Here is a 15,771-nt window from a genome sequence, read left to right on the forward strand (position 1 = left end):
ATTTTTTAGCTGTAACCTAGCAATCTAAAATAAAATCTATATTCGTATGATAAATGAGGATAATCCAATAAGAGCAAATATTACTGATATAATCCAAAATCTTATTACAACTTTTGATTCTGCCCATCCATGTTTTTCAAAATGATGATGCAAAGGTGCCATTTTAAATATTCTTTTGCCCTTAGTAGCTTTGAAATAATACACTTGCAAAATTACTGACATTGTTTCAATAACAAATAATCCACCAATAATAGATAAAACTATTTCATGTTTAGTAATAACGCTAATAACTCCAAGTATGCCACCGAGGCTTAAGCTGCCAGTATCACCCATAAAAATTTCTGCTGGTTGAGCATTAAACCATAAAAATCCGATACAGCTACCAACTAAGCTTGAGCAAAAAATCGTTAATTCTCCGGTATTCGGTATATAAATTAGCTGTAAATTATTTGAATAAATATAATCTCCGACTAGATAGCTTATTAAAGCAAAAGAAGCGCTACTTAGACCAATAGGAACTATTGCAAGTCCATCAAGCCCATCTGTTAAATTAACAGCATTAGAAGCGCCAACTATAACAAATATAGCAAAAAATATATAAAAATAACTGAGATTTAAAGTTAGATTTTTAAAAAATGGTATGGTCAGTAAATGATTTGGATTTTTATCTGTATATTCTAAAGCAATACATACAATTAAGCCAATAAGTGTTTGAAGTAGAAACTTATTCTTCCCTCTTAGACCATAATGGTTATTTTTAGTTATCTTTGCATAATCATCAATAAAACCTACAATACCAAAACTAATGAAACCAAATAATGCAATCCAAATATATGTATTAGTTAAATCAGCAAGTAATAAAGTAGAAAAGCAGCTAGAGAATATAATCATTATACCACCCATAGTTGGAGTACCTGCTTTTATTTGATGTGATTCTGGACCGTATAAACGTATAGGTTGACCGTTCTTTTGTAGAGTATGCAAAAATTTGATTAATGTGGGATATATAATTAAACTAAGACTTAAAGTAATAAGAATAGCAATGCTACTGCGAAAAGTAATATTATAAAATAAATTGGCAATATGTGTATTATGAATGTGAGGAAGTAAAAGGTTATATATCATAATTAGATTTTTAATTTAAAATTATCCTAGTGTACTTTTTTATAATAATCAACAATCTTATCAAGTTTTATACCTCTTGAGCCTTTTATTAAAACAAGCTCATTTTTTTTAAATAAATTTTCTATTTGTACAATTAATTCATCAACGTTTTTAAAGTATGTCTTGTTTATTTTAGAAGGTAATGAATCATAGATATATTTAGTATTTTTTCCTACTAAAAAAACCTTAGAGCAATCTGCATCTAATATATATGGCACTAATTCTTTATGTAATCGCTCTGAGTTTTGTCCTAGCTCTAGCATTTCACCTATTATAGCAGTTTTATTCTTAGCGTATAATTGCTTTAAATATTTAAAGGCTGCTTTCATTGATTCTGGGCTTGCATTATAATAATCACAAATTACTCGACTATTTTGTATATTTATAATTTCTCCTCTTCCGCTAGTAAGAGGAATATCCGCTAAGTGATTTGCAGCTATATTTAGATCTTTATCTAGTATATAGAGAATTAAAAGTACACCAGCATAATTCTCAGCAAAATGTTTAGGGATTAAAGGAATAGTTACATCTATAATTTTGTTATTTATATTGTATTTTAAATGAACTTGTTTTCCTAAATTTTCATATAAAGTTAATTTAGCTAAGCTATTAGATGAGGTACCAAAATTATATACAGCACATTTAGAACAGTTTGATACAAGCGGATTTTTTATGATTCGTCTGCGCTCACTTATTTTTATACGCTGCCCAGGCTCGCCTTTAAATTCATCTTGTATTAATCTGTCTGAAATATGTTGTACGTTATCAACAGGTAAGTTTTTTAGTATTGATAATATTTTATCGTAACAATTAGTACTAGCGTTAATAATAGCAATATTGCTTTTGCTAAAATTTTCAAAAATTTCACATTTAGCTTCAGCTATATCTTCAAGTGAGTTAAAGAACTCTAAATGAGTTTCTGAAATATTAGTGATCATAGCAATATCTGGTTTTAATATTTTAGAAAGCTCACTTATTTCACCTTGATGATTCATTCCAAGCTCAAAAATAGCATATTCTATATTCTCAGGCATGGAAGCAAGATTTATAAGCATACCAAGCTTATTATTGAAATTACCTCTACTAGCAAAAACTGATGATTCACCTTCAAGTTTAGCTAACAAGGTTTTAAATGCTTCTTTAGTAGAGGTTTTGCCGACACTACCAGTAATACCGATAAATTGAGCTTTTGAATGATTGCGTTTATATAAAGCCATTTTTTTAAGAGCTTCAAAACAATCAGCTACTAAGATGACTTTATCTTTGTCTGCTATATCTACTTTTTTGCTCACAATTACTGCATTTGCACCTTTGTTAATTGCATCTAGAACATAATTGTGACCGTCTCTATTACCTGCAAGTGCTATGAATAAATCTCCTTCTTTTATGTCATTAGAATTAAATTGTATCTCATTACCAATAATCGAATTAGATATTGTTATACCAAGTGCGTTACTTAGAGTTTTAGAGTCCCAGATCATATATACTTCTTTGCAATTTCAGTATCGTTAAAAGGTAATTTTTGATCACCTATAATTTGATAATTTTCATGACCTTTACCGGCAATTAATAAGATATCATTTTGTTGTAAGTTATTTATACCATATTTAATTGCTTCTTCTCTATTTTCTATTTCTATGTAATTTGCTTTATCTATAGCACTGATAATCTCAGCTCTGATAATCTTTGGGTCTTCATAACGTGGGTTGTCATCTGTAATAATTACATTATCAGCAATTTGTGCTGCTATTTTCCCCATAATGCTTCTTTTTGTTGTATCTCGATTACCACCACAGCCAAAAATAACACTTAATTTACTACTTAGTAATTTAATATTTTTTAGCTCTATTAAAGTTTTTGCAAGTGCATCAGGAGTATGTGCATAATCAACAAAAATATTAGTATTTTTTACTCTTTCAATTCTGCCTTTTACTGCTTTAATTTCTGCAAGAGTACTAATAATTTTATCAAAAGGAAAACCGGTATGATGCACGCTAAGTGCTGCAAATAATAAATTACTAGCCTGAAAACTACCGATTATTGATGTATTAAAATTATATTCTTGATTATTAAAAGTAAAATTAACATTTTGTCCTTTCATAGAGCTATTAATTTTAGTTATTTTTAGATCACCTTTTCTCCCAATTGTTAAATATTTTACATTATGCTTATTTAAATAATCTTTAATAAATTTTATTTCTTTTATATCAGAATTTAATATTGCAATGCTGCTTGGCCATAAATGATCAGTAAATAATTTTAATTTAGCGAGTAAATAAGCTTCTTTTGTATAGTGATAATCCAGGTGATCCTGACTAAAACTAGTAAAACATGCAATGTTTACCTTTGTTTTTCCTAGTCTTTTTTGATCTAAACCGTGGCTAGAAGCTTCGAAGGCTAAGAACCCTATATTATTTTCAGCTAGATTATGAGCAATTTTTCTAAAGCTTAGATAATCAAGCGTTGTTAATCCTACAGTGTCCTTTAGAACACTTTCCACAAGCGAGTTTTGTAGGATTTGCCAGTGCTCATGTGGTGCAGGTTTACCATTAAATTTATTTTGCCTAAATCTTTTAAAATTTAGCTGTACATTAGCTTTTGTAAAGCTATTAGAGCCAAATATTTCTAAGCCTATAGTGCCAATAGATGCAGCATTTTGTCCAAGTAACGAATATAACTGAGTTATATAAGATACTACTGAGCTTTTACCATTAGTACCCGTAACTGCTAGCATAGTTTGAGGTTTATTAGAATAGAAAATTTCTACACATTCATATAAAATTGTCGATATATCTTTTACATATATTACTTTATTTGGCTCTATAACGGTATTTTTTCTTTCTTGAGTAATTACTAGTGCTGCTCCTTTACTTAAAGCATCATTAATAAAATTATTGCCATCAACATTTTGTCCTTTAAGAGCAAAGAAAACCTCATTTCTCTTGATGCTTTGACTGTTAGTAGATAAACCTTTTACATTATGTTTTTGGAATAATTGTTTTAGATTGAAAGTCATATGATAAACTCGAAAGTAATTTATTTGTCTCGACAATTATATCTTTATTTAATAAATTTTTTACAAACACTAACTTATTATCAGGTTTTATCTTAGCTTGAGAAGGGTAGGTGCTAACAAATTTTAAAATTTTATCAGCTATATCAGCATTTTTATAAAATTTAATCACAAATCCATTATCACCTGAATCTAGATTCTCAATATTCAAGTTAAAGCATAATAATTTTATTTTTACGATATCAAGTAAATTATTAAATTCTAGCGGCAGTGATCCGAATCTATTAATCATCTCATCTTTAAATTTCTCTACTTCTGTCTCATTGCTTAAGCTACCTATTCTTCTATATAACCCAAGTTTAAGATCTGAATCTGAGACGTAGTTATCAGGAATAAAGACTGATAAACCTAAATTTATAGTCGGGATAAATGGTTGTTCTGAATTTATAGGTTCATCTTTAAAAATGGCTATCTGCTCTTCAAGCATTTCTTGATAAAGTTCTGTGCCTATCTCTTTAATTTGTCCTGATTGTTCTTCACCAATTAAATTACCAAAACCTCGTAAATCCATATCATGGCTTGCAATGGTAAAGCCTGAGCCAAGAGCACAGCTATTTTGTATTATCTCTAAACGCTTTAAACTATGAGAAGATATTTTTTTATGCGCTGTTACCGTTAAGTAGGCATAGCCTCGCGTTTTACCACGTCCAATACGACCACGTAATTGATATAGCTGACCAAGACTAAGCATATCAGCTTTATGTATAATAATAGTATTTGCATCTGCTATATCAATACCTGACCCTATTATAGTAGTTGAGACAAGTATATCAAATTTACCAGTATAAAACTCACTCATAATCTCATCAATTTTATTGGGAGACATTTTACCATGGGCTATTTTATAGCTTAACTCAGGTACGATTTGCTTTAATTGTTTCTCAATATTAGTAATATCATTAATTCTTGGAACTACATAAAAGCTTTTACCACCTCTAAAATGTTCACGCAATAATGCATCTCTGATAATAACCGAATCAAATTGCATAACTGATGTACGAACTTCTAGCCTATTTACTGGAGGTGTCGCAATAATGCTGAGTTCTTTTAAGCCAGTCATAGACATTTGTAATGTACGTGGAATTGGCGTTGCTGACATTGTGAGTACATGTGTAGAAGATTTTAATGCTTTTAAAAATTCTTTTTGACGAACCCCAAAATGCTGCTCTTCATCAATTATTAATAATTTTAGATTCAAGAATTTTATATTTTTATGTAATAAAGAATGAGTACCTATTATTATGTTTATTTTACCACTTTCAAGTTCTGATCTTATAATTTTTGCTTCTTTACAACTGCTGGATAATTGTTTGATATTTAATCCGAAGCCTTTGAATCTTTCTATGAATCTTGAAAAATGCTGACTACATAAAATAGTTGTAGGTACTACTATAGCTACTTGTGGTAAATGTTCATTTAGAGACTTTACTACCATAAAGACAGCACGCATTGCTACTTCAGTTTTACCAAAACCGACATCACCACATATTAGTCTATCCATTAACATGCCGCTTCTTAGATCTTCTCTTATATCATTTATAGCAGTTAATTGGTCTTCTGTTTCATTAAAAGGAAAATTAGCACAAAATTTATTATATTCTTCAAGATCAAATTCAATAGAAGTAGTAGTATTGAGCTTTCTTTTAGCTGCTATTTCGATTAAATGCAGTGCAATCTCTTTTATACGGTTTTTAAGTTTTGCCTTACTTTTTTGCCACGAATTACTGCCAAGCTTATCAAGTTCGCCATTATTGCCACCATATTTTTTTATTACTTCTATATTTTCAACTGGTATATACAATTTATCATTGTCAGCATATAAAATTTTTAAGAAATCATGAAGCTTACCTTTAATCTCTAACGCTTCCAATTTTAAAAATTGACCTATCCCATGGTCTTTATGCACAACAAATTCATTTTCAGCTAAATTATCAAGTTCTAATAAAATATTTTTAAGCTTTCTATTAGTATTTGTATAAGTTGGTTTTTCTTCTAATAATTCGCTTGCTGTAATAAATAAATATTTTTCAGTATAAAAGCTTTGATTTAAAGGAATAAGCACAATATTTATTACACCTATCTGAGCTTCATTTAAATGAGTTATTTCATTATATTTATATTCATAATTTTCAATTATGTTTTTCATCCTTTCAAGACTGCTTAAAGAGTTTAGACATATGATAGTTTTTTTAAGTGAATGAGATTTAACAATTTCAAATAATTTATTGAAAATCGTCTTCTTTTCTATAAAGCTTGTAGAACGAATATTTTCAATTAAAGTTGCTTGATCAGAATTTTCGAAAGTAAGTAGTATATTATCTTCTTGTTCAAGTAATTTTATAATATTAAGAGCAGTGAAATATAGTTGATTTGGTGGAATAGTAGGGTAAAAACTATTAAATTTAAGTTTATTTGCTTCTGACCTGGCCAAGTAAAAATCGTTGTAGCTATGTTCAAACTCTAAAATGGCTTGTTTTGATAAATTATCAAATATAATGATAGGATTATTAAAGTAGTGTACTAAGTTAGAGTAGGAATTATAAAATAATGGCAGTAATTGTTCATATCCTGAGAATTTTCTTCCAGATATTATTGCTTCATATAAAGGAATATCGGTATGATTAACCCCAAAATTGCGTAGGTAATTATCTTTAAAATTACTTATTGTTTCAGTGTTTAAAACTATTTCATTTGCTGGACTAATTATTAATTCATTACAAGAATTAGTTGCAATTTGTGTGTCTATATTAAATTCTTTAATCGATTCTATATAATCCCAGCTAAAATTAATTCTATAAGCTCTAGGTCCTGGTAATACTATATCAATAATCTCTCCTCTAACTGCAAATTCTCCAATATCAATAGCGCTAGCATTTCTAGTAAAACTATTTTCTACTAGGAATTTAGCAAGTTTATCTTTAGTAAATTTCATTTTAAGAGATAACTTTAAGAAATACTGAGAAAACAAATCTCTAGGAGGTAATTTTTTTAATAAGTTTGCTGCGTGAGTAATAAGTAATTTAGGATTATTATTTGTAGTTATTCTGATTAATGTTTCTGCACGTTTAGATAAAATATTAGGATTTGGAGATGTATGATCATAAGGAACAGTATCATAGCTTGGAAAATAATATATCACATCATTTAGAAAGTTTGATCTAAGTGAATTTTGTATATTGAGCCTGTGCTTACGTTTATGTACCTTTGTATTTTGCACAGGCTCATATTTAAATTCATCTTGTCTAAAGCTTTCTGAATTTAGTTGTATATTCGGTAAAAAAAACAAAGCTTGTTTGTATAATTGCAACACTTCATCTTCATTATTAGTAACTAAAATGATGTCTTTCTCTAGATTATTTATAAAATTATGGATTGCAAGGAAGCCTTTTGCTGCTATTGGGATTTTTTGTTGTAACATGTAGTTAGGGTTTATATTTTCGCTATTTCACTTAATTTATTGATTATTTCGGCGTCTATACTAGAAGGAGTAAAAGATTTTTTAGTAACCCAATTATAAAGATCATTGTCATTTTGATCAAGTACTAAAGCATAGCTTTCAAGTTTTTTTTTATCCATAAGAAGCAAGTATTTCTCTGCAAAATGACCTAATATGTAATCCATTTCTCTACAGCCACGGTTCTTACTACGATACAGAAGTTTTTTTTGTAAATAGTTTTTATTTAATTCATTCATGATATAAAACCTTGCAAAAAATTTTTATAATAATATTATTAAAATCATCAGATACCAAGATCATTTTAAAATGCTTAAAATTATGGAACTGTGTAACAGAACCAATCTAATAAATCCATATTCTACGTGGATAAAACTCTATATAATTTTTATTACCAATAACAGCGATAAAAACGTACAAAAAATATGTTAGTTCAAAATATCTGTTCTATGCAAGTTTATGATATTCTGCTTTCGAATGATCATATTTTTCTTATGGATTTTAAGCAGAAATGGAAACGAGTAGGAATACCTTATTTAAAAAATTAAGAATGAAACAATTTTTTAAGCTGGCAATTATTATCACCTTAATTGTGGAAATAAATAAAGATTTTAAAGATAGTTTTTTATCTATCATTAATGATCAAATCTGTGTAATCATGTTGTTCCTATGTCGTTCAGGATATAGGCCATTTATGGCAGCAACTTTTGTAACCAAATATAAGGTTATAAAGATTGTTATAATGTTAGTGATGATTTTGAAGGAAATAATCAAAATAAAGGCTGGAAACAAAATAACTTACTGTGGCAGTTTTAAGTGAATACTAATCAAATAATTTTAACGGATCAAGGCGATAATTATGTAAATGTCTGGAGTCATGTATCTCAAGATCTTTATAATTATTACGGTGAAACTCTATATAATAGTTGGTTTAGTAAAGTCAGTTTTATAGAATCTTCATTAAATACTGTTATCCTTTGTGCACCTACTAATTTTGTTAGAGATTGGATAAAGTCTAAGTACTCTATGGTTATATTGCAATTATTTCAGCATTATAACAATGCAATTAAGTCGGTTGAAATAATTACTAAAGAATTGCCTCAAGCTGATCAAAAAGTTCTAGAGTTACCTACTAGGACTTTTGCTGATATTGGTACTAGTGAGCTTAATTCAGAAAATATCTTCTCAACTCTTGATGTACGCTTTACTTTCGATAATTTTGTTGTAGGTGCGCCTAATGAGCTTGCTTATGCTGCTGCAAGAGCTGTTGCAGAATCTTCAGGTGCTGTTTCTGAATCTAATCCGCTTTTTCTATATGGTGGGGTGGGCCTTGGTAAAACACACTTAATGCATGCAATTGGTTGGTATATAAAGCAAAACAATTCAAGTCGTAAAGTGATATATATGTCGGCAGAAAAATTTATGTACCAATTTGTTAAAGCATTGCGTAATAAAGAAGTGATCTCATTTAAAGAGAAATTTCGTTCGGTTGATGTGTTAATGATTGATGATATTCAATTTATTTGTGGCAAGGATAGTACTCAAGAAGAATTTTTTCATACTTTTAATACATTGATTGATAATAACCGTCAAATGGTTATTTCTTGTGATAGGTCACCTTCAGATTTGGATAATATTGAAGATCGGATAAAATCTCGTCTCGGTTGGGGGCTTGTTGCCGATGTTCATAGTACTACTTATGAACTGCGTTTAGGTATTCTGGAATCCAAGATTGAGCAAATGAATGTTAAAGTACCGAAAGACGTAATAGCTTTTTTAGCATCTAAAATTATTTCAAATGTAAGAGAGCTTGAAGGAGCTTTAAATAAAGTGATTGCTCACTCTAATTTTACTTTAAAAGAAATAACATTAGAAAATACGCAAAATATCTTGAGAGATTTACTGCGTTCTAATGAAAGAATAATTACCGTTGAAGATATTCAGAAAAAAGTGGCAAGTCGCTATAATATTAAATTATCTGATATGTCTTCCTCGCGCAGATTAAGAGAGGTAGCAAGACCGCGTCAAATAGCTATGTATCTTAGTAAGGCCTTAACGCCGAAAAGCCTTGCAGATATTGGCAAAAAATTTGGTAAAAAAGATCATACGACAGTTATGCATGCTATTAAGAAAGTAGAAGCATTGTTGGAAAGTGATATAGAGCTTCGTGAGGAGATTAATTTGCTTATGAAAATATTACAAAATTAGTATTTGTATTCTTGTGTTATATGGTTTAGAAAATTAACTTATCATCCTGCAATGAAATCGCTAGATCTCTAAAATAGATTACCATAGATTCTGTTTCTAGAGTTATAGTACGGTTTGTAATTTGTAATATAACAGTTTATACAATAAAACACGAGCTTCAAACTTAATAATTCAATGTTATCAAAAGATAAATTAGCAAAGGAAGTATTTTTTAGATTATATGGGAGATATTCTGTTAAAAGAGTTATAGATAATCATGGATATGGTGAAGGATTAGCATATTTTCTGCATAGTGAACCAAATGAATTATTATATAAAGAAGAATTAAAACTGAATTATCATAATTGTGATTATCAAATACCTGCTGTTAGGGATTATAGATACATTTTTGAGAATAATAATATTACAAAATATTTTACTGGGACAAAAGATAATTTATTTTATCAGTTAAAATTCATTGATACCTATAGCTTAAGAGCTATAGGTAGTCATTTGTGTGGCCAAGATCAATATAATGCTACATATATATTTTTAAATCCTGATTCATTTTATCTAAACTATAAAATTTTAGGGCCTCAAAAAGATTATAATATTAGCACTATTTTAACTAGAGTGTAATCTAGTTATTTTCTCCTGTTAACTTGAATGCTTCTTCTATAGCTTTATCTAAAATTTTTAGAAAATTTTTCTTTGCATGTCCTAAACTAAGATATTTCTGTTTGTATATTATCAGTTTTATAGTGATGATCAGTAAAAGTCAAGAATTATTGATTTTGATCACTCATAAATACTAGAGAGTTATATTATTAGTTTGTTCTACAGTTAAAAATTTTATCCATATTGGTTTAGTCTAAAGTTTCTCTGAATTGTTTGAATCTACTTAATTAACATAAAAATTATTTTGAAATAAGGTTTTTAAATTAATTTAAAAGTAACAATATTTAGTAATTTAAATATTTTTATCAAATAAAAAATTAAATGAATTTTATATAATCTTTAAATTATAATAGGCTCTTCTTTTTTATCATTAGTAAATAATTGATCTAATTTTGTATCAGTTTAGTACATTATATAATCACTCTTGCTTAGACTTAATTTTTTAAAAAATTCATATCGGAATCTTCATAATGATGTTGTATTGCTATTTCTTTTATAAAATTTAATCCCACTTTTTAGTATAGTATTTCTATACTTTCTATGATACATCTAGCTGTAGCTACTATAAGTAACAATGTCTTTATTTTAGCATACCTACTTTATACTTAATTAATTAAGATTGTTTTTGTTCAGTAATATTAATTATACTTTAGTATAACTTTACTCTCAATTTCTTGATGACCTTAAACTATAAATGCTGAGATAGTAACTTAATCTAAGTATATTTTCTTGATAGTTACAATTTATATAAATTAAATCCTATTGAAAGTTATCTAGATAATGTTATTGACAGTAAATTAACTTTTTTATATGCTGACATATGGTCTTAAAAAATTTACATAAGGTGTTGTGATGGCAGAAAAGTACGATAATATAAAAACTAACAGAGTACTTGCACTTTCTGGTGGTGGGGTTAAAGGTGTAGCAGAAATAATGGTGCTCATGGAAATTGAGGCAAGAACTGGAAAGTCTATTTCCGAGTTATTCCCTATTATATCAGGGACTAGTGTTGGTGGGCTTATAGCTGCGTTATTAACAATTCCAAAAGAACCAGGCTCAAAAGAAGCAAAATATAGTGCTAAAGATGCATTTGAAATATTTACATCCAATGCAGGCAATATATTTCCTAAGACGTTTTTAGGATCAGTTAAGCAATTATTTACTCATAAATATAGCCAGAAACCTTTAAAAGAATTATTAGAAAAATATTTAGAAGATAATAGAATGGATGACACTACTTCCCGTCTTGTGATTCCAGTAAATGCTTTGACCCATAATGGTGGAGGGTTAGAAATTTTTGATAGTTCCGATTCTTATAGTTCACATGTTAGAGTAAAAGACGTATTGCTTGCAACAACTGCAGCACCTACTTTTTTTAAACCTATTATGGATAAAAATGCTGTACAAGGATATGAATATGCTTCTGGTACTCCATATGTGTATGCAGATGGAGGATTGGATGCTAATAGGCCAGCAAACGAAGTTTTAAAGCTGCTTAAAAAGGGTCATACACGTGAAGAACAGAAAAAGATATTAGATAGTACTATGGTATGCGCCCTTAATTTTGTGAATGATATTGAGCCTACTAATTCTATACCTAAAATTGGTTTTGATGGAATAATAAATTGGCTTTTAAAAGGAAAGTTAGTCAGTAGGCTCATGACAAACAAAGAAGCGGCTTCTACAGCAGAAGTTGAAAATGATTTACCTGAAGAAAATGAATTTTTTGTAGTGGGGTTACCTATTACAAAAGAGACTGAAAGTTTAGATAATGCAAGTCCAGAAAATATTAAGAAATTGGAAGAAATAGGACGTAAGTATGTTAAAGACAATGACGAGTTAATTCAAAAATTATGTGATACCTTACTTGATAATTTAAATAAAGAACAGGCAGCTAATCAAGTTGCAGATTCTGATGATGAAGGTATAGAGGAGGATATAGATGAACAAGTAACTCAGGATTTAGGTTCTGATGATGAAGGTATAGGAGAGAATATAGTTAATAAACAAGTAGCTCAAGATCTAGATTCTGATGATGAAGGTATAGAAGAGGATATAGATGAACAAGTAACTCAAGATATATGTAATAAAGAAGAAGTCAATGTAAAGACTTTAAATGAGTTTAGTAATAAGAAATATGAATTAAAAGACGATTACTTTTTACATAAAGCAGAAAATTATACTTTAGAAGAAATCGAAAATTGTATTCGTAGCTTTGAAGAAGCAAGTTTGAAATGGCAGCAAGGTAATCAGAATAACCTTGTGTTCAGCTATAGTATAGAAGAAGATATTGCTCTTGAAGGTGAAGAACGTACAGATGGTGTTCCAGGTTATAATGAAATTGTAGCGTGAAGGTGTCTGTTACATAGCTCACTACTACGGGGGTAGTATTTTAAGAACTATGCAGCAATGCATTTAAGTGGCCTGCGATTATGGTCATTAGTGTCAGATTACCTATTTAACTTCTTAGTTGTTTCAACTAATCTTATTCCAGATATAGTTAGCAATGTTATTAAATAAGCTTTATTAATACAACATTAGATAGTGATTTGTGGTTTGATTAGGTCTCATACCCAGTTACATAAATAATTAGTTATACTATATTAAGGCATCGTATTGTTGGTAAAATGTGCTGGGCTTTGAGCTTATCCAACTAGAATTGTACAATTACTACACAATATATTACCTAAATAAGAAGCAGTATTAGTAAAACCCACTAGCTTAGTCCGTTTTATTGAAGTAGTATCCATCCATAAATATCTAAAATATGTAAGATTCTAATCATGCAAAATGAAAATCTGCTATCGAAGCAGTAGTGTATTTATAAGTTATAGATCTTCTTCGCTTGCTAAGGAATTAGTACCATGCTAAGCATGCCGTTTTCACTTTGAAACATTACTTTTACTCTAATCTTTGTATAAAAATATTAGGTATGTGAATATTATTAAGATCAAGAATCACCTACCTCAACTATTTCTTCTACTTCACACATTGTAATTTTAACTGCTCCTGCTACTATATTAAAATTTTTTGCTGTTTTATATTGTAAATCACATTATTGCTTTTATCAGCCCTTTAATAATATCAAATCAGCTTTCTGTTTCTATGATATATTGTTAGCCGTTTAAAGTCTCATATTTCCTTACCATATTCTACAATTATACATATGCTGGTTTTTTTTAGCATAAAAAGCTGGAATTCCTATGTAAGCAGCTCTAATTTATTCAGCTAAAGTTTCTTGCATAATTTAGCTCAAGCTCTAAAATGTTATCAAAATATTATTGCTTAAAAAGCTTATTTTCTCCTATATATGAAGAAATTATTTTTTTATTTGCTTAGTTTGAAGAAGTAGCCAAAGTCTAAAATAGTTAACACCACGATTATTGTTAATAACAGTTAGATTATGTACATTACTATTAAGTAAAACGTTTATTAGATTTTCAGGAATAGCACATAAATTGAATCTACCTAACATTATAGTCATGCCGTTGTAAAGTAATCATTCAAGTACTACTTTGGCTAAAGGATAGATTTTATTCATAAAATATTATCCTTAATTTATATGATATTGTAACTCATCACTATTATGATGATCATTGCCTATATTAGGGATATACTCTTTATATAGAGTTAATAGATGGTTGTACCAAGTTGTGTGGGAACAATAAAATAATTATTTATTATTTTGAAAATCTTAGAATTGTGAGTTTGATTTTAACATAGCTGTATTAGGTAACTTTTGATCTGCTTTACGATATAAATTCATTTGCTATAACTATTTCTTTGTAGGTATTTTTGATAAACAGACTTTAGCAGTTTCTTGAGATTCAATACAATTTGTTAAGCTCTTAATAATCAATTCATCCTGTTCTTTCTTATTATCTGTAAGCTTCAAAGCTAAGACGTGGAGGTGCTAAGTAACTTAGTTCTTACTATGCTAGTTTAATGTATATCCATATCCTTGGTGATCTAATCACTTAATATTTTTAGCAAATATATTAAAGGTATTACTATATTCTAATATGTTCATCTCCTATAATTAACTGACAAAATCATATTTAACTTGTATATTATCTAGATGTTCCCATATAGTTTTTATAACATGTATTAGAGTTATTACTTAACTTAAAAAAAATGAAGTGTATAGTAAGTGTAAGTATTTTATATTATTCTTATCTATAGCTTGTTGAAAATACATATCTAATTCTTTACCTATAACTTCCTTAAGTAAGTTGTTTGGCAGTACTACAAAAAGCTTTTATTTCTCTTTTTCTAAAGTCATTATTATTTTCTTTTACTTTTGCTATTAAAACCTTTCTTTTTTTGAATAAATTATAAATCTTTTAGTTATTGTTTAAGGCTTCTGAGTTTATTACTTTAATTTTTTACTACATGATTAAATTTATTTTTCAATAATATATTAAGTTAAAAGATTAGTTAATGATGAAAATTACTTGTATACATGCTATGTATCAGGTAATAATTCGAATTATTAATAACATAGCTTTGACTTAAGAAGAATATATGTTAGCTATTCTAGAAAAATTTTTATTTGCTCCTGTAAAGGCATTCATTAGTATCCGTGAAGATACTGTATCTGCTTTAAAAAGGCTAGGTATTAATACGATTCGTGATTTACTGTTTTATTCTCCTATTTCTTATCAAACAAGGACATTATCACCTAATTTAATGGAAGTTAGAGATGGTGAGTTAATTCAAACAGAGATTGCAATTGAAAGTATAATTTTGCCTAGAAAAAGTCATCATCCTTTAAAAATTATAGCTAGTAATAATACAGGTTCTTTATTATTAGTATTTTTTTATAAACCTCCACTATTTATTTTAAATAAATTAAAACTAGGTACTTCTCATATTATTAGCGGTAAAATACAATTTTTTAATAATCATTTACAAATTTTTCATCCTGAATTTATTCAGAATCCTAGATTAACAAAGGAAAAAGAGCCTATTTATTCTCTAACATATTTACTTAATAATAAGCAGTTACATTCGTATATTACAAAGGCAATAGATATTTTCGAAGAGAAGTATAAAAGTATAGATGATAAGGAGATAAGAGATTATTTAAAAATTATATTACAAAATTTAAAAGTTTTACATTGTCAATCTAACTATTCTCCTTCTTTGTGTCATTCTTGCAAAAGTGTTAATCTAGAAAAAAAGTTACATAATGACATAAAGAAATACAAGAATG

The 15,771-nt window shown here is 28.4% G+C and carries 7 protein-coding genes and 4 pseudogenes; 5 read left to right on the top strand and 6 right to left on the bottom strand.

Going from position 1 to position 15,771, the window contains the following annotated elements; translation table 11 throughout:
* Positions 1–36: 36 nt before the first annotated feature.
* The 5 genes and pseudogenes from mraY to AC27F4_RS00095 form a co-directional block, all read right to left on the bottom strand.
* Positions 37–1,125, bottom strand: coding sequence for a phospho-N-acetylmuramoyl-pentapeptide-transferase (mraY, locus tag AC27F4_RS00075; RefSeq protein WP_487060892.1), 1,089 nt, complete (start codon positions 1,123–1,125; stop codon positions 37–39).
* A gap of 26 nt (positions 1,126–1,151) precedes the next feature.
* Positions 1,152–2,645, bottom strand: coding sequence for a Mur ligase family protein (locus AC27F4_RS00080; protein WP_487060894.1), 1,494 nt, complete (start codon positions 2,643–2,645; stop codon positions 1,152–1,154).
* The gene (locus AC27F4_RS00085; RefSeq protein ID WP_487060896.1) at positions 2,642–4,180 is read right to left on the bottom strand and encodes a UDP-N-acetylmuramoyl-L-alanyl-D-glutamate--2,6-diaminopimelate ligase; all 1,539 of its coding nucleotides are present in this window, start codon (positions 4,178–4,180) and stop codon (positions 2,642–2,644) included. Before AC27F4_RS00085 ends, AC27F4_RS00080 begins: the two co-directional genes overlap by 4 nt.
* A pseudogene (gene mfd / locus AC27F4_RS00090) lies at positions 4,143–7,382 on the bottom strand (transcription-repair coupling factor); the annotation flags it as partial. The pseudogene mfd and the gene AC27F4_RS00085, both read right to left, overlap by 38 nt.
* A gap of 284 nt (positions 7,383–7,666) precedes the next feature.
* Positions 7,667–7,930, bottom strand: a complete 264-nt coding sequence (locus AC27F4_RS00095) for a succinate dehydrogenase assembly factor 2 (RefSeq protein WP_487060898.1) — start codon at positions 7,928–7,930, stop codon at positions 7,667–7,669.
* A 186-nt stretch (positions 7,931–8,116) separates the two neighbouring features.
* Between AC27F4_RS00095 and AC27F4_RS00100 the strand changes: the two are divergent.
* From AC27F4_RS00100 to AC27F4_RS00115, 4 genes and pseudogenes are all read left to right on the top strand, one after another.
* Positions 8,117–8,507 (top strand): annotated as a pseudogene (locus tag AC27F4_RS00100) (rhodanese-like domain-containing protein).
* Positions 8,508–9,899: a chromosomal replication initiator protein DnaA gene (gene dnaA / locus AC27F4_RS00105; protein ID WP_487060900.1), complete on the top strand. Its 1,392-nt coding sequence runs from the start codon at positions 8,508–8,510 to the stop codon at positions 9,897–9,899.
* A 174-nt stretch (positions 9,900–10,073) separates the two neighbouring features.
* Entirely contained in the window at positions 10,074–10,517 is a 444-nt protein-coding gene (locus AC27F4_RS00110; protein WP_487060902.1) for a DUF6314 family protein, read from the top strand.
* Positions 10,518–11,408: 891 nt separating this feature from the next.
* Positions 11,409–12,908, top strand: coding sequence for a patatin-like phospholipase family protein (locus AC27F4_RS00115; RefSeq protein WP_487060904.1), 1,500 nt, complete (start codon positions 11,409–11,411; stop codon positions 12,906–12,908).
* A 549-nt stretch (positions 12,909–13,457) separates the two neighbouring features.
* Here the strand turns inward: AC27F4_RS00115 and AC27F4_RS00120 are convergent.
* A pseudogene (locus tag AC27F4_RS00120) lies at positions 13,458–14,040 on the bottom strand (CoA transferase subunit A).
* Between the two features lie 1,040 nt (positions 14,041–15,080).
* On the opposite strand from AC27F4_RS00120, the pseudogene AC27F4_RS00125 reads away from it, so the two are divergent.
* A pseudogene (locus tag AC27F4_RS00125) lies at positions 15,081–15,678 on the top strand (ATP-dependent DNA helicase RecG); the annotation flags it as partial.
* Positions 15,679–15,771 lie beyond the last annotated feature (93 nt).

Source organism: Candidatus Rickettsia mendelii (genome assembly GCF_057543435.1).